20 protein-coding genes are annotated in these 19,325 nt (G+C 68.5%); 12 read left to right on the forward strand and 8 right to left on the reverse strand.

Annotated features, from left to right (window positions below):
* Positions 1-154: 154 nt before the first annotated feature.
* The 7 genes from AC1DBD_RS09520 to AC1DBD_RS09550 all read left to right on the forward strand — a co-directional run bounded on the left by AC1DBD_RS09520 (position 155) and on the right by AC1DBD_RS09550 (position 7,492).
* Positions 155-1,153, forward strand: a complete 999-nt coding sequence (locus AC1DBD_RS09520; RefSeq protein WP_476893122.1) for a sugar phosphate isomerase/epimerase family protein — start codon at positions 155-157, stop codon at positions 1,151-1,153.
* A 60-nt stretch (positions 1,154-1,213) separates the two neighbouring features.
* Positions 1,214-2,935, forward strand: a complete 1,722-nt coding sequence (dhaL, locus tag AC1DBD_RS09525; protein ID WP_476981960.1) for a dihydroxyacetone kinase subunit DhaL — start codon at positions 1,214-1,216, stop codon at positions 2,933-2,935.
* Positions 2,936-2,947: 12 nt separating this feature from the next.
* Entirely contained in the window at positions 2,948-3,466 is a 519-nt protein-coding gene (locus tag AC1DBD_RS09530) for a ribose-5-phosphate isomerase (protein ID WP_476893120.1), read from the forward strand.
* Positions 3,463-4,416: a 3-hydroxyacyl-CoA dehydrogenase family protein gene (locus AC1DBD_RS09535; protein ID WP_441418299.1), complete on the forward strand. Its 954-nt coding sequence runs from the start codon at positions 3,463-3,465 to the stop codon at positions 4,414-4,416. The genes AC1DBD_RS09530 and AC1DBD_RS09535 overlap by 4 nt, the downstream gene beginning before the upstream one ends.
* A gap of 35 nt (positions 4,417-4,451) precedes the next feature.
* Positions 4,452-5,219, forward strand: a complete 768-nt coding sequence (locus tag AC1DBD_RS09540; protein ID WP_441418300.1) for an SDR family NAD(P)-dependent oxidoreductase — start codon at positions 4,452-4,454, stop codon at positions 5,217-5,219.
* Between the two features lie 87 nt (positions 5,220-5,306).
* A complete protein-coding gene (locus AC1DBD_RS09545) occupies positions 5,307-6,653 on the forward strand; it encodes an MFS transporter (protein WP_441418301.1) in 1,347 nt (448 codons plus the stop codon).
* Between the two features lie 38 nt (positions 6,654-6,691).
* The gene (locus tag AC1DBD_RS09550; protein WP_441418302.1) at positions 6,692-7,492 is read left to right on the forward strand and encodes a triose-phosphate isomerase family protein; all 801 of its coding nucleotides are present in this window, start codon (positions 6,692-6,694) and stop codon (positions 7,490-7,492) included.
* Here AC1DBD_RS09550 and AC1DBD_RS09555 read toward each other — a convergent pair.
* The 3 genes from AC1DBD_RS09555 to AC1DBD_RS09565 all read right to left on the reverse strand — a co-directional run bounded on the left by AC1DBD_RS09555 (position 7,450) and on the right by AC1DBD_RS09565 (position 8,851).
* Positions 7,450-7,932, reverse strand: coding sequence for an SRPBCC family protein (locus AC1DBD_RS09555; protein ID WP_476909132.1), 483 nt, complete (start codon positions 7,930-7,932; stop codon positions 7,450-7,452). The two genes, AC1DBD_RS09550 and AC1DBD_RS09555, sit on opposite strands and share 43 nt — an antisense overlap.
* Entirely contained in the window at positions 7,929-8,285 is a 357-nt protein-coding gene (locus AC1DBD_RS09560) for an ArsR/SmtB family transcription factor (RefSeq protein ID WP_441418304.1), read from the reverse strand. Before AC1DBD_RS09560 ends, AC1DBD_RS09555 begins: the two co-directional genes overlap by 4 nt.
* A 116-nt stretch (positions 8,286-8,401) precedes the next feature.
* Complete coding sequence (locus AC1DBD_RS09565) at positions 8,402-8,851, reverse strand: MarR family winged helix-turn-helix transcriptional regulator (protein WP_441418305.1); 450 nt, start codon at positions 8,849-8,851, stop codon at positions 8,402-8,404.
* A gap of 172 nt (positions 8,852-9,023) precedes the next feature.
* On the opposite strand from AC1DBD_RS09565, the gene AC1DBD_RS09570 reads away from it, so the two are divergent.
* Complete coding sequence (locus tag AC1DBD_RS09570) at positions 9,024-10,286, forward strand: MFS transporter (RefSeq protein ID WP_476981961.1); 1,263 nt, start codon at positions 9,024-9,026, stop codon at positions 10,284-10,286.
* Here AC1DBD_RS09570 and AC1DBD_RS09575 read toward each other — a convergent pair.
* The gene (locus tag AC1DBD_RS09575; protein ID WP_476981962.1) at positions 10,283-11,068 is read right to left on the reverse strand and encodes a gamma-glutamyl-gamma-aminobutyrate hydrolase family protein; all 786 of its coding nucleotides are present in this window, start codon (positions 11,066-11,068) and stop codon (positions 10,283-10,285) included. The two genes, AC1DBD_RS09570 and AC1DBD_RS09575, sit on opposite strands and share 4 nt — an antisense overlap.
* Positions 11,069-11,121: 53 nt before the next feature.
* Here AC1DBD_RS09575 and AC1DBD_RS09580 point away from each other — a divergent pair, with 53 nt between their 5' ends.
* On the forward strand, positions 11,122-11,616 hold the full coding sequence (locus AC1DBD_RS09580; protein ID WP_476981963.1) for an SRPBCC family protein: 495 nt from the start codon (positions 11,122-11,124) through the stop codon (positions 11,614-11,616).
* A gap of 9 nt (positions 11,617-11,625) precedes the next feature.
* Positions 11,626-12,759: an LOG family protein gene (locus tag AC1DBD_RS09585; protein WP_441418309.1), complete on the forward strand. Its 1,134-nt coding sequence runs from the start codon at positions 11,626-11,628 to the stop codon at positions 12,757-12,759.
* Positions 12,760-12,797: 38 nt separating this feature from the next.
* Here AC1DBD_RS09585 and AC1DBD_RS09590 read toward each other — a convergent pair whose 3' ends face one another.
* Both AC1DBD_RS09590 and AC1DBD_RS09595 read right to left on the reverse strand, forming a co-directional pair.
* The gene (locus tag AC1DBD_RS09590) at positions 12,798-13,733 is read right to left on the reverse strand and encodes a matrixin family metalloprotease (RefSeq protein WP_476909136.1); all 936 of its coding nucleotides are present in this window, start codon (positions 13,731-13,733) and stop codon (positions 12,798-12,800) included.
* Positions 13,733-14,908: a VIT1/CCC1 transporter family protein gene (locus tag AC1DBD_RS09595; protein ID WP_476981964.1), complete on the reverse strand. Its 1,176-nt coding sequence runs from the start codon at positions 14,906-14,908 to the stop codon at positions 13,733-13,735. Before AC1DBD_RS09595 ends, AC1DBD_RS09590 begins: the two co-directional genes overlap by 1 nt.
* A gap of 301 nt (positions 14,909-15,209) precedes the next feature.
* Here AC1DBD_RS09595 and AC1DBD_RS09600 point away from each other — a divergent pair, with 301 nt between their 5' ends.
* Positions 15,210-15,443: a hypothetical protein gene (locus tag AC1DBD_RS09600; RefSeq protein ID WP_441418312.1), complete on the forward strand. Its 234-nt coding sequence runs from the start codon at positions 15,210-15,212 to the stop codon at positions 15,441-15,443.
* A 147-nt stretch (positions 15,444-15,590) separates the two neighbouring features.
* Here AC1DBD_RS09600 and AC1DBD_RS09605 read toward each other — a convergent pair whose 3' ends face one another.
* The gene (locus AC1DBD_RS09605) at positions 15,591-17,117 is read right to left on the reverse strand and encodes a sodium:solute symporter family protein (RefSeq protein ID WP_441418313.1); all 1,527 of its coding nucleotides are present in this window, start codon (positions 17,115-17,117) and stop codon (positions 15,591-15,593) included.
* A 279-nt stretch (positions 17,118-17,396) separates the two neighbouring features.
* Here AC1DBD_RS09605 and AC1DBD_RS09610 point away from each other — a divergent pair, with 279 nt between their 5' ends.
* The gene (locus AC1DBD_RS09610; protein ID WP_476981965.1) at positions 17,397-17,972 is read left to right on the forward strand and encodes a helix-turn-helix domain-containing protein; all 576 of its coding nucleotides are present in this window, start codon (positions 17,397-17,399) and stop codon (positions 17,970-17,972) included.
* A 187-nt stretch (positions 17,973-18,159) separates the two neighbouring features.
* On the opposite strand, the gene AC1DBD_RS09615 is transcribed toward AC1DBD_RS09610, so the two are convergent.
* On the reverse strand, positions 18,160-18,987 hold the full coding sequence (locus AC1DBD_RS09615; RefSeq protein ID WP_476981966.1) for a DUF559 domain-containing protein: 828 nt from the start codon (positions 18,985-18,987) through the stop codon (positions 18,160-18,162).
* Positions 18,988-19,325: the final 338 nt, after the last annotated feature.

Consider the following 19,325-nt stretch of genomic DNA (forward strand, 5'->3'; position numbering starts at 1 on the left):
AACCCGCCAGCTACGCCGGGCGACGGCACCCTCCGCTGCCCGCTGCCCGGCCCCGGCCTCCGGTTCGGCCCGCGTCCCGATCCACAAAAACCCTTGACAAGCTTTCCTATCGGGTGAATCCTATAGGAAATGTGATTCAAGATTTGGAGTGACAATGTCGTACACCGCCGAAAACTGGCCCATCACCGCGGCCCTGCTGCAGTTCCCGGGCGTCCGGCCCGACGGAACCTCCGTCCAGGATGCCCCCGCCGCCGAGTGGCAGCGCGTGTTCGAGGAAGTCGCGGACGCGGGCTTCGCCAACGCCGACCTGACCGACAGCTGGGTGCGTCCGGGGGACCTGAGCCCGGCCCGGCTGGATGAACTCACGGCCGCCGCCCGCCACGCCGGAATCGGCCTCCCGGCCATCTCGGCCATCCGCCGCAGCGTGATCGACGAGGCCAACTGGGAAGACAACCTGGCCTACACCCACCGCACCCTCGACGCCGCCGCGCAGCTCGGCTGCGAGGTCGTGTCGATCGGCCTGCACCAGGCCCTGACTCCCGCCCAGCGCGAACAGCTCTGGTTCTGGACCGTCCAGGGCCACCGGGACCCGGTGGGGGACAAGGAAACCTGGCAGAAGGCTGTCACCCGGATCCGCGAAGTCGGCCGGCACGCGGCCGAGCTCGGGCTCCTGGTCTCCCTGGAGATGTATGAGGACACCTACCTCGGAACCGCCGACTCGTCGGTGCAACTGGTCCAGGACATCGGCCTGTCCAATGTCGGGCTCAACCCGGACATCGGCAACCTGATCCGCCTGCACCGGCCGATTGAGGACTGGCGGGAAATGGTCCACAAGACGCTGCCGTACGCCAACTACTGGCACGTCAAGAACTACGTCCGCGACGAAAACCGGGCGAAAGATCAGTACGTCGCCATGCCCGCGCCGATGGAATCCGGTCTGATCAGCTACCGCGAGGCCTTCCACTTCGCCATCTCCGTCGGCTTCCAGGGCATCATCTGCACCGAGCACTACGGCGGGGACGGGCTCAGCGTCACCGCCGCCAACCAGGACTACCTGCGCCGCCAGGTCCTGCCCAAACGCGACGGGTACGCGCTCGGCACTTCCCTGGTGGCCCAGGGCCGGCAGCTCCCGGCCGCCGTCCCCGCACTCTAAACCGGCGGGCCCCGGTCCTGCCGTCTGTTCCATCCGCTCCAACCGGTTCAACGAGGAATCATGACCAAGATATTTGACGATCCCGCAAGCTTCGCGGACGACGCCCTGGACGGCTTTGCCGCCGTCCACCGCCGGTACGTGGCACGGGTGGATGGCGGTGTTGTCCGCTCCACCGAGACGCCGGCCGGCCAGGTCGCGCTCGTGATCGGCGGGGGATCCGGGCACTACCCGGCCTTCGCCGGCCTCGTCGGCGCCGGGCTGGCCGCGGGCAGCGCCTGCGGAAACATGTTCGCCTCGCCATCCGCGGGCCAGGTCTACCGCGTGGTCAAGGCCGCGGAGTCCGGAGGCGGTGTGCTCCTGAGCTACGGCAACTACGCCGGGGACGTGCTGCACTTCGGCCAGGCGCAGGACAAGCTGAACGCAGAGGGCATCGAGACCCGCACCGTCCTGGTGACCGACGACATTGCCAGCGCCCCGCTCGAGGAGATCGCCAAACGCCGCGGTATTGCCGGGGACCTGACGGTCTTCAAGGTTGCCGGGGCCGCCGCCGAGGCCGGGCTGGACCTGGACGAGGTGGAACGGCTGGCAGTCAAGGCCAACCACCACACGCGCTCGCTGGGCGTCGCCTTCGCCGGCTGCACCCTTCCAGGCGCCGCGGAACCGCTGTTCACGGTGCCAGAGGGCATGATGTCCGTGGGCCTCGGCATCCACGGCGAACCCGGGATCTCCGAACAGCCGTTGCCGACGGCCAGCGAACTGGCAGCACTGCTGGTGGACGGACTGCTCAAGGACAAGCCGGAAACCGCGGGCCGCCGCGTGGTGCCGATCCTCAACGGCCTCGGCACGGTCAAATACGACGAGCTGTTCCTCCTGTTCGGGAAGATCGAGGCCCTGTTGACCGCCGCGGGACTTGAGATCGTTGAACCGGAATGCGGCGAGCTCGTCACCAGCCTGGACATGTCCGGACTTTCGTTGACGCTGTTCTGGCTGGATGCGGAGCTGGAAAAGTTCTGGTCCGCACCGGCCGACACCCCCGCCTTCCGCAAGGGCAACCGGGCTCCGCGCCGGGCCCGGACCCTCTCCGCGCAGGACGACGCCGCAGCAGCGCCCGCGCTGGCTGCCACGGCGGCGTCGACCTCGCTGGCCGCCACCGCCGTCGGCGTGCTCAAGGTGGCCCAGTCGGTCGTCGTCGAACACGAGGAAGCCCTCGGCAAACTCGACGCGATCGCCGGCGACGGCGACCACGGCATCGGCATGCGCCGCGGCGTGGACGCCGCCGTCGCCGCGGCCGAACAGTCGCACGCGGCCGGCGCCGGACTGGAGGAACTCCTCACGGCGGCCGGCGAACAGTGGGCCGAACGCGCCGGGGGCACCTCCGGAGCGCTCTGGGGCGCCGCGGTCACCGCCGTCGGCCGGGCCCTCGGCAGCAAGGACGCCTACACTCCGGCGGACGCGGCCGCCGCTGTCGACGCCCTCCGGGACGCCATCATCACCCTCGGCAAAGCCGAAGCGGGAGACAAAACGATGGTGGACGCGCTGCTTCCCTTCGCTGACGTTTTCAACCGGGCAATCGACGACGGCGACGGCGTGGCCCGCAGCCTGCGGACCGCGGCCGACGCGGCCGCCCAGGCCGCCGAAGCCACGGCGTCGCTCAGCCCCAAGAAGGGCCGGGCCAGGCCGTTGGCCGAGAAGAGCCTGGGCCACCCCGACCCCGGGGCCGTGTCATTTGGCCTGATCGCCGGCCGGGTGGCCGACTACGCAGCCTCCATCGAACGCAGCTGAAGGAGAAATCCCTTGTCACACGAGACACAGAGTCACAGCACCACCGACCCCCAGCCCGGCTGGCGGATTGTCGTCGGCAACGACGAGGCCGGCGTCGAATACAAGAACGCCCTGCGCGAACTGCTCGAGGCGGACCCCCGGGTCGCGTCCGTGGAGGACGTCGGCGTCGGACCGGACGACAGCACCGCCTACCCGCACCTGGCCGTCGCCGCGGCCCGCAAGGTCGCCGCTGGCGAGGCCGACCGGGCCCTGCTGATCTGCGGCACCGGACTGGGCGTGGCCATCTCGGCCAACAAAGTCCCCGGCATCCGTGCCGTCACCGCACACGACAGCTACTCCGTGGAACGCTCCGTGCTGTCCAACAACGCCCAGGTGCTGACCATGGGCCAGCGCGTCATCGGCCTGGAACTGGCGAAGAAACTCGTCGGCGAATGGCTGGGCCACCGCTTCGACGACACCTCCGCATCCGCGGCCAAGGTGGACGCAATCCACTCCTATGAAGGAGCCCCGGAAGGAATTGAAACCACATGACCCCTCGTAACATCGCCGTCGTCGGTTCCGGCTACATGGGCGGCGGAATCGCGCAGGTACTGGCCCTCGCGGGAGCCCGCGTTGCCCTCGCCGACGTCTCCGCCGAGATCGCCCAGAGCAACTACGAGCGGCTGCTCAAGGAATCCGACGAGTTCGTCGCGGCCGGCCTGTTCCCGGCCGGCTCCACCGAACGGTTGAAGGAAAACCTCTGGGCCGCGAAGGACATCGAAGAGGCCGTCGCGGACGCCGAATACATCGAAGAAGCCGTACCCGAGGTCCTGGAGATCAAGCACGGCACCCTGGGCCGGATCAGTGCCGCCGCCCGGCCGGACGCCATCATCGGCTCCAACACCTCCACCATCTCCATCGCGAAGCTCGCCGAAGTCGTGGTGAACCCGGAGCGCTTCCTGGGCGTCCACTTCTCCAACCCGGCGCCGTTCATCCCGGGCGTGGAAGTCATCCCGCACGCGGGTACCTCCGAGGCCGCCGTGGAAGCCGCACGCGCGATCGTGGCGGAGACCGGCAAGGAAACCGCGACCGTCAAGGATGTCACCGGCTTCGTGCTCAACCGGCTGCAGTACGCCCTCTTCCACGAGGCCGCGCAGGTTGTGGAGGAAGGCATCGCCACGGCCGAGGATGTGGACACCATGGTCCGCACCACCTTCGGCTTCCGGCTGCCGTTCTTCGGGCCGTTCGCGATCGCGGACATGGCCGGGCTCGACGTGTACGCCTTCTGCTACAAGTCACTGCAGACCGGCTTCCCGGAGCGGTTTGCCACGCCGCAGATTCTCCAGGAAAAAGTCGACGCCGGCCAGCTCGGAACCAAGACCGGCTCCGGCTTCCTCAACGTCCCCGCCGACCGGACCGCCGCCCTGGTGGCCTACCGGAACAAGGCCTACGTCGCCATGCAGAAGCTCATCGAGGAACTGGGCCCCGCGCCCCTCGCCTGACGACCCCCTCACCCTAACCTCCCAAGGAAACCTCCATGACCTCATTCCCCACAGACCGCACCGTGATCGTGACCGGAGCCGTCTCAGAGCGCGGCATCGGCCGGGCCACGGCGGACTACCTCGCCGAACGCGGCTGGAACATCGGCGTGATCGACCTGGACGACGCCGCCAGTAAGGCCCTGGCCAAGGAACTGGCCGAAAAGCACGGCGTGCAAGCCCACGGCGCCGGCGCAAATATCGGTGACGAGGCCTCGGTCCGCGCCGCGATCGACGAGATCGAGGCCGAACTGCCGCAGCTCGTAGCCCTGGCCAACGTCGCCGGGGTGAGCTCTCCGGTGCCGTACCTGGAACTCGACGCCGCCGAGTGGGACCGGGTGCTCAACATCAACATGAACGGCGTGCACTACGCCACCCGCCGGGCGGCCGAATCGATGGTAAAGCACCGGCTCGGCAGGATCGTCAACATCTCCTCCGTCTCCGCCCAGCGCGGCGGCGGAACCTTCAGCAAGACCCCGTACTCCGTGGCGAAGGCCGGCGTCATCGGTCTAACCCGTGCCACCGCCCGCGAACTGGGCGAGTACGACATCACCGTCAACGCCATCTCACCCGGTCCGATCGATACCGACATCATGGGCGGGACGCTCAGCGAGGAACGCAAGGATGAGCTCGTCAAGGACCTGGTGGTGAACCGCGTGGGCAGCACCCGCGACATTGCGGCCGCGATCCACTTCCTGATCGGCGAGGACGCAGGCTACATCTCCGGGCAGACGCTCAACGTCGACGGCGGCCTGTACATGCACTGACGGCTCCCGACCGCGGAAGCCAGCAGAAACCGCGGGCCGCCGGCCCGCGGGGGAACCACCCCACCTCATCACTCGAAGGAGAGTGCTGTGTCCGTAACCACCGCTACATCCAAGGAGCTTCTGGCCCGTCCGGTCCTGAAGTCCGCGATCTCCAAGGCGGCCCGCCGGCTCATGCCGATGCTGGTCATTCTGTACGTCGTTTCGTTCCTGGACCGGACCAATGTCGGCTTCGCCGAGGCCGCCCTGGGTGCGGACAAGGGCGTGTCCGCTGCGGCCTTCGCCCTTGGTGCCGGCATCTTCTTCATCGGCTACGCGATCTTCGAGATTCCCAGCAACCTGCTGCTCAAGAAGGTGGGCGCCAAGATCTGGCTGGCCCGGATCGCGATCACCTGGGGCATTGTCTCGGCCTGCTTCGCCTTCGTGCAGGGCGAGACCTCGTTTGTGGTCCTGCGCTTCCTGCTCGGTGTCACCGAGGCCGGGCTCTTCCCGGGCGTGATCATGTACCTCGCCGAATGGTTCCCTAACAAGGTGCGCGTGCAGATGTTCGCTATCTTCTACCTGGCCCAGCCGTTCTCCCAGATGATCGGCAACCCGCTCTCCGGCTGGCTGATCAACATCGGTGACCAGGTTCCGGGACTGCGCGGCTGGCAGGTCATGTTCTTTGTCGAGGGCCTGCTAGCCGTCCTGGCCGGCATCGCAGCCTTCTTCTTCCTGATCAACGGTCCGGCCAAGGCTAAGTTCCTCAGCAGCGAGGAGAAATTCGCGCTCAAGGAAGTCATGGCGCTGGAGGACAACATCAAGGACGAGCACGGCCCCCGCGGCATCCTCGCGGCCATGCGCAACGGCCGGGTCTGGTACTTCACCGCGATCTACTTCTGCCTGCAGATCGCGGTCTACGGCGTGACGTTCTTCCTGCCGCAGCAGGTCTCGTCCCTGACCGGGCAGAAGGTGGGCCTCGCCGTCGGCCTGCTGATCGCCGTGCCCTGGTTCTTCGGCATCTTCTCCTGCTACTTCATCGGCAAGGCCGCCAACACGGTGGCCAAACGGCGCAAGTTCGGCACCGCGCTGTTCATCTCGACCGGCCTGTGCATCTTCGGCTCGGCCTGGGCCGGCACCAACCACCAGCCGGTGCTGGGCATGATCTTCATTACCCTGGCGGTCTGCAGCTTCCTCGCGGTCGGCCCGGTGGTGTGGTCCTACCCGACGGCGTTCCTCGCCGGCTCCGCCGCGGCGGCGGGCATCGGCCTGATCAACTCGCTGGGCAACCTGGGCGGCTTCGTCGCCCCGATCCTGCGGACGGCGGTGAACGAGGCCACGCATTCGCCCACGGGTTCGATGGGCGTCTACGCCCTGGGTGTGCTGCCCTTCGTGGCGGCGGCGATGATGTTCGCCACCCGGCGGTTCAGCAACAAGGCGGACGAGCTGCTGGACTAGATCCGGTCCGGCCGCCCAGCCCCAGCTAAAGGAGACCCATGAGCCGCACCTCCGGCACCAGCGCCGCCGTCGACCCCCTGTACATCGGTGTCAGCACCAAGATGTACCTGGGTTATCAGGAAAGCCTGCGCTGGCTCTCGGAGGTGCGCGCCGTGGTGGACGCCCGGCCCGCCCTGGCCGCGGGCCGGGACGTCCGGGTGTTCGTCATCCCGTCCTTCCCGGTCCTGGCCGAGGCCGGGAAAATCCTGGCCGGCTCGCCGGCGCTCCTTGGCGCACAGAACTGCGCCTGGGGGGACGGGGCGCTGACCGGGGAGGTCAGCCCGGGCATGCTGGCCGAACTCGGCGTCTCGCTGGTGGAGCTCGGCCATGCGGAGCGCCGGGCACTGTTCGGCGAGAACGACGACGTCGTGGCCCGCAAGGTCCGGGCAGCCGTCGACGCCGGGCTCACGCCGCTGCTCTGCATCGGCGAGCCCGGCACGTTGGGCCCCGAGGAGGCCGCGGCCTTCTGTTTGCGCCAGGTCCGGGCCGCGACCGGGGGCGACGAGTCGCTGACGCCCCGTCTGGTCCTGGCCTACGAACCGGTCTGGGCGATCGGGGCGGACCAGCCCGCCGCGCCCACGTACGTCAACGCGGTGGTGCAGCTGATCCGCCAAGGGCTCGGCGCGCCGTGTCCCATCATTTACGGCGGCAGCGCCGGACCCGGGCTGCTGCCGCAGCTGGCGTCCGCCGACGGGTTATTCCTGGGGCGCTTTGCGCACGACGCCTCGAACCTCGGCCGGGTGCTGGACGAAGCGCTTCAGACCTTCGCGCCGGCCAGCAGCTCTTCGAGCCGCTCGTAGCCCTCGGTCAGGCCACCTTCCATCCCGGACTGCGCCATGCCGTCACGGGCTTCCATGCTGGGGTAGACGGCATGCGCACTCAGCCGGGTGCGGCCGCCGCCGAGGTCCCGGAAGGTGAGGAACTCGATGCTCACCACGTCCGGGTAGCCGCCGTATTCGAAGGTCTGGACCGCGAAGTCGTTCTCCCGGACGGTGTGGAAGACGCCGCTGAACCGGTGCGCGACGCCGTCGAGCCCCGTGTGCGTGTAACGGTAGCTGCCGCCGGTGCGGAAGTCGTAGTGGTCCACGTCCATGGTGATCCGCCGGGGGCCGAGCCACTGGGCGACGAGTTCCGGTTCCTTGTGGGCCCGGAAGACGTCCGCCACGGGAAAGTCGAACTCCCGCTCGAAGTCGATGAAGGGCAGTCCTTCCGGAACCGTCAGTTTCAGGGCGTTGCTCATGATGAGTCCTTTGCCTGGGTGCCGCGCGCGGCGGCCTGGGATCGGAGCACGGCGTCGAGGCTGCGGAACTGCTCCTCGCGGACCAGCCGGTACTGGTCGATCCAGGCGGTGAGCGCCTCCAGCCGTGCGGGGTTCAGGTGGACGGGCCGGCGCTGGGCGTCCCGCGTTCGCGTGACGAGCCCCGCCTGCTCGAGGACCTGGATGTGCTTCGAGACCGCCTGCTTGGTGATCGCGAAGGGTTCCGCCAATTCGTTGACCGTGGCCGGGCCCCGGCTGAGCCGGGCGATGATGCGGCGGCGGACGGGATCGGCAAGCGCCAGGAAGGCGGTGTCGAGGTGTTCGTCGTCGGCCATGTGGTCAAGCTCCGTTATTCAACTGCCGGTTATTCAACTGCCATTATTCAATGCATACGTTGATCAACCTGCTGGTTGTTTAAGGCTAGCCCTGACCCTGCGGGCTGGCAAGAGGTTCAGACTGCCGCGTGCAACCGGGGGAGCGCGTCCACCAGCGGGGCGAGCTCAGGAACCTCCTGCGCCTGGGCCAGGGCGCGCTCCAGCGTGTGGTCGTGGACGGGCCGCGCCTGCTCCAGTAGCTCGACGCCGCTGGGCGTGAGTTCGGTGTAGATCCCGCGGCGGTCGTCCGCGCACAGGATCCGGGTGAGCAGGCCGCGCTCCTCGAGCCGGTTGACCAGCCGGGTGGTGGCGCTGGGGCTCAGGGCCGTGGCCCGGGCAAGCTGCTGCATCCGCATGTGCCAGCCGTCCTGCCGGCTCAGCGCGTCCAGCACCGTGTACTCCACTACCGAGAGCTGCGCCTCGCTCTGCAGCGAGCGCTCCAGCTCCGCTTCGATCAGCCCGTGCAGCGCCGCGAGGGTCCGCCAGCCTTGCGCCCGGACCTCGACGGCGTCGTCTTTGATGCCCATCTGTTGTGCTCCCTTTCAGCTCGGGCAGCCGTGCTCCGAACGGCGAAGTGCGGACAGCCCACAAAAGTAGTTGCTTGCGCGCTATAGTTGCGTGTGCAACAATAAATAACGCGTCTGCAACTACTAGCTTACGCTTCGCACATCCCCCGTACAGTTTTGAAGGAGCTCAGCCATGCCTATCGGCCTGATAGCACTCGCCCTCGGCGGGTTCGGAATCGGACTCACCGAGTTCGTCATCATGGGCCTGCTGCCTCAAGTGGCCGCAGACTTCCGCGTCACCGAGGCCACCGCCGGATGGCTGATCTCCGGCTACGCGCTCGCCGTCGTGGTGGGAGCGCTGCTCCTGACCGCCGCAGTGTCGCGCTTCGAACGCAAACCTGTCCTTGCGGTGCTCATGGTGCTGTTCATCGCGGGCAATCTCGTCTCCGCGGTCGCGCCGGACTACGCCCTGATGATGGTCGGCCGGATCATTGCCGCACTGGCCCACGGCGCGTTCTTCGGGATCGGCGCGGTAGTGGCCGCCAGCATGGTCGCCCCGAACAAGAAGGCCGGCGCCATCGCCATCATGTTCACCGGGCTGACGGCGGCCAACGTCCTGGGCGTGCCGTTTGGCACCATGCTCGGCCAGGCCGCCGGCTGGCGGTCCACGTTCTGGGCCATCACCGGGATCGGCGTACTGGCCCTCGTGGGAATCCTTGCCCTGGTGCCGAAGACCGGGGCGGGTGAAGCTGCCGCTGGCGGACTGCGGGGCGAACTCCGGGCCTTCCGGTCCGGCCAGGTCTGGCTGTCCATCTTCGTGACCATTCTCGGCTACGGCGGCATGTTCGGCGCCTTCACCTACATTGCGTTCACCCTCACCGAGGTCACCGGCTTCTCGGCGGCCACCGTGCCGTGGCTGCTGATCATCTTCGGCGTGGGCCTCTTCATCGGCAACACCGTCGGCGGCAAGGCAGCGGACCGGAACGTGGACCGCACCCTGCTCGTGGTGCTGGCCGCCCTCGTCCTGGTGCTCGTCGTCTTCGCCCTCACCTCGGCCAACCAGCCGATGACCATCGCCTCCATGGTGCTGCTGGGCGGCTTCGGCTTCGCCACCGTGCCCGGGCTGCAGATGCGCGTCATGAAGTACGCCGACAGTGCGCCCACCCTGGCCTCCGGCGCCAACATCGGCGCGTTCAACGTCGGCAATGCCCTGGGCGCGTGGATGGGCGGCGTGACCATCACGGCCGGCCTCGGCTACACCTCGCCGATCTGGGCGGGCGCCGGAATCACCCTGCTCGGCCTGGTGGTGATGGCGTTCGCCGCCGTTGCTGCCAAGAAGGGCGACGGCAAGGGTTCCGCTAAGCACGACGCCGGACGCCTCGCGGCGGCCCTGGCCGGGCCGGCTGCCAGCGAGACTAAGGACGCGCGGGAAGACGCCGCGCTGCAGCGGCTCTAACCAGCGGCCGCCGCACGGCTCCGGCAGAGCTCCACGAAGGCGCGGAACGGGGCCTGCCGCTCCTCGGCGGGAAGCTCAAGGGCCTCCGGATGCCACTGCACCGAGGCCACCCAGCGCTTCGGATCTTCCAGGGCCTCCACCGTCCCGTCGTCGGCCACCGCCGTCACCACTAGTCCCTCGGCCACGCGGGCCACGGCCTGGTGGTGGCCGGAGGCAATCTTGACCGTGACTGCGGCTGCAGCGCCGGATCCCGTGGCGGGTCCGGTGTTGCCGTACAGCCCGGCCACCTTCGAGCCTCCGGCGAGCCCGACCTCGTGCCAGGCCCACGGGCCCGAGCCATGGAAGGGATCCGGCTCGCGGTGCGCCACGGTGCCCGGGTCCATGTCCTGGATGAGGGTTCCGCCGTAGAGCACATTCAGGAGTTGGTGCCCGCGGCAGATGCCCAGCACCGGCAGTCCGGCGTCGATGGACTGCCGGGCCACCGCGAGATCCAGCTCGTCCTGCTCCTGGTTGACGTCGTAGCAGGTTCCGCTGTCCTCCTCCCCGTAGAGCCGGGGGTCCAGGTCGCCGCCGCCCGGAAGCACGACGCCGTCGAGCCCGCCAAGTCCCTCGGCGCTGGTCAGCGGCACGGGCTCGCCGCCGCCCTCGCGCACCAGCTCAACGATGTAGTCAAATAGTCCGTTGGCCTCGCCCACCCTGGGATCGGGGTCTAGGGAGCTGCTGAACCGGACCGGAAGGCCGATGCGGGGGCGGCCGCCGGAGGGCCGTGGTGGAATCTGCATGACTCATTTTGCACCACCGGTTCCGCATCGCAACGCAGGGCTAGGATTGCCGGATGACCAACAGATATCTCGTCTCCCGCAGCCGCTTCATCGTGGCCGCTCCGGAAGCCATCTTCGAAGTGCTTGCCACACCCGCACTGCACAGCGTCATCGACGGCTCGGGCACAGTGAAGGGTGCCCAGCCGCGCGGTCCCGAACGGCTGGCGCTCGGCGCGAAGTTCGGCATGGAAATGAATATCAAGATGGACTACAAGATCCTCAACACGGTCTGTGAGTTCGAGGAGGGCCGGCGGATCGCGTGGCGGCACTTCGGCGGCCACGTCTGGCGCTACCTGCTGAATCCGGTCGCCGACGCCGCCGGAAATCCGGGCACCCTGGTCACCGAGCAGTGGGACGCGCGGGAAGTGCGGGCCAGGATTCTCCTCCGCTTGGCCGGCTACCCCCGCCGCCACCCGGCCAGCATCGAGCAGACCCTGGCCAAGCTCGACGCCTACATGACCTCGGAAGCCGCAGCCGGGTCCGGACCCGCCCCGGACCAGCTTCACTAGGGCCGCCGGATGAGCGCCGCCCGCAGCCTGCATCCGAGTCCGCGCACCCTTGAGGTCGAAAGCGCCGGCAGTTTCGACCGGCTGGTGGCGGCAGGCGCGCGGTCCATGCACGGCTGGCACGTCCAGTCGCTGGACCTGCGTGGCCGCCGGGAACCGCTGGAGTCCCTCGACGCGCAGGGTGCCATCTTCCTGGGCTGCACCTTCGATGAGGGCGTGGAAGATTCACTGCGCGGCCGCGGCGCCCTGATCTTTCCCAAGCTGGAAAAGGTCCCGTTCAACCCCTACCGCGGCCGGCTCTACACACCGCAGGAGCTCTACGCGGGCATAGCGGAGGCCCGCTACGAGGACACCCTGGACGCCAGGGTCTACCAGTGGAGCATCCGCCCGGGCCAGCGGCACCGCCTGGACGCGACGCTCGCCGCGGCCCTCCATGACCACTCGATCGGTGATGCGCTCGAAGAGCTGACCCGGTCGGAGCTGTGCCTTGGCCGAACCATGGTGGGCGTCATGGGTGGCCATGCCGCGAGCCGCGGCTCGGCCGGCTTCACCGAGGCAGCGCTGCTGGGCCGCCTGCTGGCGCGGAACGGAAGGGTGGTCGCCACCGGCGGCGGCCCGGGCACCATGGAAGCGGCTAACCTGGGCGCCTACCTCAGCGCGGCGGACGAAACGGATTTCCAGCAGGCGCTGACTGAGCTCGCCGTCGTGCCCGGCTTCCGGCCCTCGGTGTCGGCATGGGCGCGGGCAGCGGCCGCCGTCGTCGAACGCCATCCGGACGGCACGCCGTCGCTGGGGATTCCCACCTGGTTCTACGGCCACGAGCCGCCCAACTTCTTCGCCACGCACATCGCCAAGTACTTCGCCAACGCGATCCGCGAGGCCGTCCTGCTCGAGCTGTGCAACGGCGGGATCATCTTCCTGCCCGGATCCGGCGGCACCGTGCAGGAGATCTTCCAGGACGCCTGCGAAAACTACTACGGCGCCCCGGAGACCATCACGCCCATGGTGCTGGTGGGCGAGGAGCACTGGCTGCGCAGGTTCCCGGCCTGGCCCCTGCTGCAGAGCCTGGCCGCGGGCCGGCGGATGGAAAACCGGATCTTCCTGGTGGACACGGTCGACGAAGCCCTCGCGGTGCTGGAACGCTAGGAGCCCGCAGCGCTCAAGGGGCCGGCGTGCCCAGGGGCCTAGAGGTCCTTGCGGCAGGGGGCGTGGCCCAGCTCGTAGAGGCCGTTCAGGTCCCCGGCGGCCAGCCCGTCCGGCGCGCCGATCTCGGGGTACATCAGCTGCGTGGGGTCGTCCACATGTTCCAGGCCCATCACGTGGCCCAGCTCATGCAGGATCACCGCCGTGGCATACGCCGAGCTGTCCCCGCGGTCCAGGTCCTGCGTGATCTGCGGCGCGTCCAGTTCCAGGCTGCCGGTGACGAAGCTCTTGGGGCCGTCACCGAAGCTGAAGTGGGTGCTGCCGCCGGTGCCGATCACGGCACCCTTGAGTTGCGGCGCCTGCTCCGGGGTGGTCCAAGCGATCAGCAGGGGAGCCCAGCGCTCGCCGTATCTCGCCTTCTGGTACGGCGCGCGGGACTGGGACGGGGCCTCCGTGGTGGGGCCGTCGTTGACGAACTTGATTCCGGTCGCCTCGGAGATGGTCCTGATCGCGTTTTCCACCAGCGGCCCGGCGCCCCTGGGGGCCAGGGCGGAGTTGACCACATAGTGCAGGGGCCGGCAGGGGGAGTAGCCCACCGGGCCGCCGTCGGCGTTGGTGGCCAGGAACTTATAGGACTTACTGGCGGACGGCGGCGTCTGCGGCTGTCCCAGGGGCTGGTCCTGCTCCTCGTAACCGGGCGGTGGAACAGCCATTTGCGATTCGTCTTCGGGGATTCCGGCTTTCCTGCCCGCCGGACTGGCCGTCGGGTGGCTCGCCGGGGCGCTGGCCGGCTTGGCGTCGGCTCCGCCGTTGAACTCGAAGAGCCCGACAAAACGCGGGTCGCCGTACACCAGCCCGGCCGACAGGAAGGCCGCTCCGGCGATCAGGATGACAGCCGCAAGGTTCCGGACCACCCTGACGGCACTGCGGGCGCGGCTGTGCCGCGGGGAGCGGTCCCGGAACCCGGGATCGTCCACTAGGCGACCACCGCGCCGAACACCATGCCCAGAAGATAAGTAACAGCGGCCGCACCGATGCCGATGGCGAGCTGGCGGAATGCGCGGCTGGCAGGGGAGGTGCCGGAGAGCAGGCCGACCACGCCGCCGGTCAGCAGGAGCGCGATCCCCACCAGGACGGCGGAGACCACGAGGGCGGCGATCCCGGTCATGCCCAACAGGAACGGGATGATCGGCACGATCGCGCCGGAGGCGAAGAAGCAGAAGCTCGACGCCGCGGCACTCCAGGCTGTGCCCACGGCCTCGTGCTGGTCCTCCGTCTCGGGAAGTTCCGGCCGCAATGAAAGGCTCGGATCGCAGTCGCAGTCCAGCAGCCCCATGCGCTCGGAGACGCGGTGCTCGGCCGCCTCCCGGGACATGCCGCGGGCCAGGTAGACGAGCAGGAGTTCGTTGTGTTCGATGTCCAGCGACGGCGCAGCCGCGAGCGTGACCTGGGTGGGGCGGGTGGCGGCCAGCAACTCACGCTGGGAACGCACGGAGATGAACTCGCCGGCTCCCATCGACAGGGCCCCGGCCAGCAGGCCGGCCACACCGCTGAGCAGGACCACGGAGCTGCCCACGCCGGAGGCGGCCATGCCCATGACGAGGGAGAGGTTGCTGACCAGCCCGTCGTTGGCGCCGAACACCGCGGCGCGGAAGCTCCCGGCGAGGCGGTTGCGGCCGCGTGTGGCCAGCCCGCGGACTACTTCCTCGTGAATCTGCTCGTCGGCAACCATGGCCGGCGTGGCGTTGGGGTCGTTCGCATACGGGGAGCGGCTCTCGGCGCGCTGCGCCAGGGCCAGGACAAACACGGAGCCGAAATGCCGGGCCAGGAAACCGAGGAACTGGCTGCGGAGCGAGGCGGGGCGCGGCCGGCCGGCATGTTCGCCGAGGAGCTGCAGCCAGTGCGCCTCGTGGCGTCCCTCGGCTTCGGCCAGGGCGAGCAGGATGTCGCGTTCCTCGCCGCTGCGGTTCTGTGCGAGGTCGCGGTAGACGGATGCCTCGGCGCGTTCGTCGGCGAGGTACTGCCGCCAGCGCTTGATGTCCGCCGAGGTGGCGGCGGGACTTGCCGTGAGGCTTGCCGCCGGGCGCGACGGGGATCCCGCGGCGGGGCTGTGGGCAGAATGGTTTGGGTCAGATGGGGCGTGCTGAGACACGTAAACTCCTGGGCTTGATGGGGCATGGTTCGGCCCCATTGCGACTCCAGCGTACCCCGTAATTCCGCGGATTTTCGGCTGGCAATCCTCAGTGGAAAGTTTCGGTACGCCGTAAAGTAAGCACCCTTACTGCCCGGCGGCGTCCGGGCAGGACGGCCCTTGACCCCCACCGCCGGCGGTGTTCGAATAAAGGTCAGGGCGGGTTCTTCGGCAGGCCCGTCCGGCCGTTTCCGGGCGTGAGCCTGAGGGCCCGGGCGGCTTGAAGACCACTGCCGCAGCCCGAGCGCACGGAGGTCGCACCATGGACAACACCGGACCACAGGCCGCCCAGCCGGCCAGGGACTCCGTCGAGTCTGATCCTGCCTACGACTTTGCCGAGGATGCCCCGGTCGGCGATGCGGAGACCGTGGACGAGGAGCTGCTCGAAGAAGCGGACCGGAACGTCCCGCTCGATGCGGAGGATTTCCTCGGAGACGACCAGCCGATAGTGCCTGCCGATACGGACGAGTTCCGTGAAGCCGAGGAAGAAGAGTAGACGGCCCGCGTCAGACCGGCTGTTTCAGCAACAATCCGGACAGTACGACGGCGGTGCCTCTCCGCGTGGGAGGCACCGCCGTCGTTGTTGTGGGAGCCGGTGCTGCCTGGCCCGCTTTCCCGGGCCGGGCATGTGTTCAGGCGTGGACTAGTGGCTCAGCGCCGGGACCTTTTCCTGTTCCTCCGTGGCGTCGCCGGCAACACGGTCGTGCCAGTTCTTCATCACCGCGGGATCCGTCGGCCTGGTCAGCAGTGAGACCGCGACGTAGACCACCGCGGAGGCCAGCAGGCCGTAGTAGATCGGTTCGTTGGCGTAGATGCCGTCCAGCGGGACCTCGGCATTGATCTCCAGCACGATCATGGTGCCGAGGGTCAGGACCGACCCGACGGCCATCGATGCAGCCGCAGCCACCCCGGTGCCGCGCTTCCACACCAGGCCGCCAAGGATCGCGACCAGCAGGCCGCCCACGAGGATGTCGTAGGCGATGGTGAGCGCCGCGACGACGTCCTTGGTGATGATGGCGATCACGATCGCGACGACGCCCAGGCCCAGCACCCACAAGCGGTTGGCCCTGACGTCGTGCTCCGGGTTGTCCGTGTCGTCGGTATTGATGGTCTTGCCGAACCAGCCGGCGACGAAGGGCAGGACGTCGGCGCGGGCCACGGTTGCGGCGGCGATCAGGGCGCCGGAGGCGGTGGACATCATGGCGGCAACGGCCGCGGCGAGCACCAGGCCGCCGATGCCGATCGGCAGCAGGTTGGTCGCGACCTCGGCGTAGACCACGTCCTTGCCGAGCGCTTTGACGTCGATGTCGGGCAGGGCGACCCGGGCGCCCAGGCCGATCAGGGCGCCGGCGGCGCCGTAGAGGATGCAGTAGACGCCGGCCGTCGCGCCGCCCCAGCGCGCGACCGTGGGGGTCTTGGCGGTGAACACGCGCTGCCAGATGTCCTGGCCGATCAGCAGGCCGAGGGTGTAGACGACGAAGTAGGTGATGATCGTCTGGACGCCGATGCCGTCAATCTGGAAGAAGCTGGCATCCACGCGGCTGCGGATGCCGTCGAGGCCGCCGGCGGCGTTGAGTGTGAACGGCAGCATCAGCAGGAAAATGCCGACCGTCTTGATCACGAACTGCACCTGGTCGGCCAGGGTAATGGACCACATGCCGCCGATGGTCGAGTAGACCAGGACGATGGCGCCGCCGATGGCGATGGCCAGCGCCCGGTCCCAGCCGAAGAGGACGACGAAGATTGTGGCGTACGCGCCTGTGGAGGTGGCGCAGAGCATCAGCGTGTAGGCGAGCATGACGATCCCCGAGGTCTGGGTGGCCCGGCTGCCGTAGCGCAGGGTCAACATCTGGGAGACCGTGTAGATCTTGAGCTTCTGGATGGTGCTGGCGAAGAGCAGGCTGAGCAGCAGCACCCCGGCGCCGATCGCGACCACGAGCCACATGCCGGAGATACCGAACTTGTAGCCGAGGCCCACGCCGCCGACTGTCGAGGCGCCGCCAAGGACGACGGCGGCCATGGTGCCGGTGTACAGGAAAGGCCCGAGCCGGCGACCTGCCACCAGAAAGTCGCTGTTGTTCCTTGTGCGGGACTTGCCCCACCAGCCGAAGGCCAGCATGGCGATGAGGTACACCACCACGATGGCGATGTTGACGAAACTTGCGTCCATAAGGGGGCTCCTTGGAGCTGTTCGGAAGCAGCGCAGGGCGTCCGGGCCGCAACCTTGCGGCCGGCGTCCGTTACTGCTTGACGGTAGATTGCGGGAGGGCAGCCCGTGAGACTCCCTCCATTGCCCAATAGGCAACAGTTGTTGCCAAACAGTAAGTTGTGACGGGGGTAACAGTCAAGGTCTTTCCGCGGCGTGTCCTTCCGGGCATCCCGGTGCCGGTCTGCGGCTAGGATTGGCTCCAATGATGGGGCCGCGCGGCCGGCCGTGAAAGGTTCCCTTATGAAGGCTCTACCCGTAGAACCGAGCAACGTTCCCGTTGCCATCGGTTCCAGGATCCGTGCCGCCCGGCAGTCCCAGCGGCTCACCATCGAACAGGTCGCCGATGCCACCGGCTTGACCAAAGGCTTCCTCAGCAGGGTCGAGCGGGATCTCACCTCGCCCTCCGTGAGTTCACTGGTGACGCTGTGCCAGGTCCTCTCCATCTCGATCGGCGAGCTGTTTGCCGCGCCGGAAACCCACCTCACCAAGCAGGGCGAGGGCCCCCGGATCTCGCTCGGCGGCGAAGGGATCGTGGAACGCCTGCTCACCGCCCGCTCCGAGCGCCGGGTGCAGATCATCCAGGCCGTGATCGAGCCCCGCGGGCGCGGCGAATCAGAGTTGTACGCCGTGGACTGCGACGTCGATGTGCTCCATGTGGTCAAGGGCAGCATCCGGCTCATCCTGACCAACGAGGAGTTCGAGCTGGCAACCGGAGACACCGTGACCTTCCCCGGCCGCGAGCCGCACACCTGGATCAACCCCACCGACGAGCCCGTTGAGGTGCTCTGGGTGCTGGTTCCGGCCGCGAGCCGGTAGGTTCTCCAGGCCCCGCCGGACCCGCCAGGCGGCCGCGCTGCCTGGGCCGGCTGCGTTCCTGCCCGGTTGTTGGCTCCCCGGCTCGTGCCTGGCCGAGGCGAGCCCCGGAATTCCGCGGGTCGACGCTGCAGCGCGGGAGTCCGACGTCGAAGAACTGGGCTGGAACGTCAGCGGGCAGGCTGGAACGTCAGCGGGCAGACTGCGGGCCCCGGCCCAGCACGGCCCGGATCTCGGCCAGGACACGTTGCGGCTCGAACCAGATGTGTTCGGGCATGTACCGGAGCACGGCAAACCCGTGCAGGGTCGATGCGTTGTTCCGGCCCAGGTCGCGGCGGAGCGCGTCGCGGTTGGAATGGAACGCGAAGCCGTCCACCTCCACGATGAGGAATCCGTCGAGCAGGAAGTCCACCCGGCCAATTCCGGGCAGGTAGACCTGGGCGTCGTAGCCGATTCCGTTGGTTTTGAAGAGGTGCTGGGCGTCGACCTCGACAATGGATTCGGCCCGCAGGTCCAGGAGATGCAGTGCAGTGCGCACCGGTCCGGATCTTTTGCCCGGGAGCTCGCCCTTCAGCAACTCCAGCGGCACACCATGCAGCCGTAGCGCCGAGGTCGCCATCGCCGTCGACGCCGGGGGAGCGAGGCAGCTCATGGCGTGCAGGACCACGTCCTCGACCGCCGCCAGCGGTAGTGTCGCATGACCCTCGAACCTGACGGTCCTGTGTCTGATGAAGCCGGATCCGTGGCCGTGGTTGCAGGCGAGGTGGTGCCGGTCCGGCGGTTCACGCAACCAGAGGCCGTAGTGCCCGGCGGCGCTGGCGCAGCTGACCCGGGCATTGTGCCGGAGTGCGGCTACGAACTCGGGAGCGCATCCGGGAAGGACAAATACGCCCCGCCGCAGCTGGCGCACGCCGGCGTCAGGCAGCCGGGCAACGTCCGTTCGGGAAAAGCCGGCAGCCAGGAGTTGGCCGGTCCGGGCGACGCCGCCCACCCGGCCGAGGTAGTCGAGGAGGTCCATCAGGCCAGTACAGGGGCGTGACCGGTCCGGCGACACCCGGCAACCGGGCTATCTGGACAAACCCCGAGGGCGCCCTGGCCCGCCCGGACCCGTCGGCGGCCGCGTTCCCGCCCAGTTCTCCAGGCCCGGCCGGCCCCGGTGGCCGTGGAAAGCCCGGAAAGCCGAGGACCGGCCGCGGCGGCGCACGCTGCGCGACCCAAGAACTGGGAGGGAGCGCTCGCTGCCGGTCCGAGCGCGAGCGCAGTCGCCATCGTTGGTAAACAACTGATGCGCAGCAGACAACTCCGAGTGTATGATGGCAGTCACACCCGTCGGACAACCCTCGAAGGAGACTCCTC

The sequence above is a fragment of the Arthrobacter sp. 10T419 genome, assembly GCF_056394105.1.

What these genes read in the sequence shown, in the direction of transcription:
- AC1DBD_RS09520 (WP_476893122.1), top strand. Translation starts at nt 155, where the DNA reads ATGTCGTACACCGCCGAAAACTGGCCCATCACCGCGGCCCTGCTGCAG.
- dhaL (WP_476981960.1), top strand. Translation starts at nt 1,214, where the DNA reads ATGACCAAGATATTTGACGATCCCGCAAGCTTCGCGGACGACGCCCTG.
- AC1DBD_RS09535 (WP_441418299.1), top strand. Translation starts at nt 3,463, where the DNA reads ATGACCCCTCGTAACATCGCCGTCGTCGGTTCCGGCTACATGGGCGGC.
- AC1DBD_RS09540 (WP_441418300.1), top strand. Translation starts at nt 4,452, where the DNA reads ATGACCTCATTCCCCACAGACCGCACCGTGATCGTGACCGGAGCCGTC.
- AC1DBD_RS09550 (WP_441418302.1), top strand. Translation starts at nt 6,692, where the DNA reads ATGAGCCGCACCTCCGGCACCAGCGCCGCCGTCGACCCCCTGTACATC.
- AC1DBD_RS09555 (WP_476909132.1), bottom strand. Translation starts at nt 7,932, where the DNA reads ATGAGCAACGCCCTGAAACTGACGGTTCCGGAAGGACTGCCCTTCATC.
- AC1DBD_RS09560 (WP_441418304.1), bottom strand. Translation starts at nt 8,285, where the DNA reads ATGGCCGACGACGAACACCTCGACACCGCCTTCCTGGCGCTTGCCGAT.
- AC1DBD_RS09565 (WP_441418305.1), bottom strand. Translation starts at nt 8,851, where the DNA reads ATGGGCATCAAAGACGACGCCGTCGAGGTCCGGGCGCAAGGCTGGCGG.
- AC1DBD_RS09570 (WP_476981961.1), top strand. Translation starts at nt 9,024, where the DNA reads ATGCCTATCGGCCTGATAGCACTCGCCCTCGGCGGGTTCGGAATCGGA.
- AC1DBD_RS09575 (WP_476981962.1), bottom strand. Translation starts at nt 11,068, where the DNA reads ATGCAGATTCCACCACGGCCCTCCGGCGGCCGCCCCCGCATCGGCCTT.
- AC1DBD_RS09580 (WP_476981963.1), top strand. Translation starts at nt 11,122, where the DNA reads ATGACCAACAGATATCTCGTCTCCCGCAGCCGCTTCATCGTGGCCGCT.
- AC1DBD_RS09585 (WP_441418309.1), top strand. Translation starts at nt 11,626, where the DNA reads ATGAGCGCCGCCCGCAGCCTGCATCCGAGTCCGCGCACCCTTGAGGTC.
- AC1DBD_RS09600 (WP_441418312.1), top strand. Translation starts at nt 15,210, where the DNA reads ATGGACAACACCGGACCACAGGCCGCCCAGCCGGCCAGGGACTCCGTC.
- AC1DBD_RS09605 (WP_441418313.1), bottom strand. Translation starts at nt 17,117, where the DNA reads ATGGACGCAAGTTTCGTCAACATCGCCATCGTGGTGGTGTACCTCATC.
- AC1DBD_RS09610 (WP_476981965.1), top strand. Translation starts at nt 17,397, where the DNA reads ATGAAGGCTCTACCCGTAGAACCGAGCAACGTTCCCGTTGCCATCGGT.
- AC1DBD_RS09615 (WP_476981966.1), bottom strand. Translation starts at nt 18,987, where the DNA reads ATGGACCTCCTCGACTACCTCGGCCGGGTGGGCGGCGTCGCCCGGACC.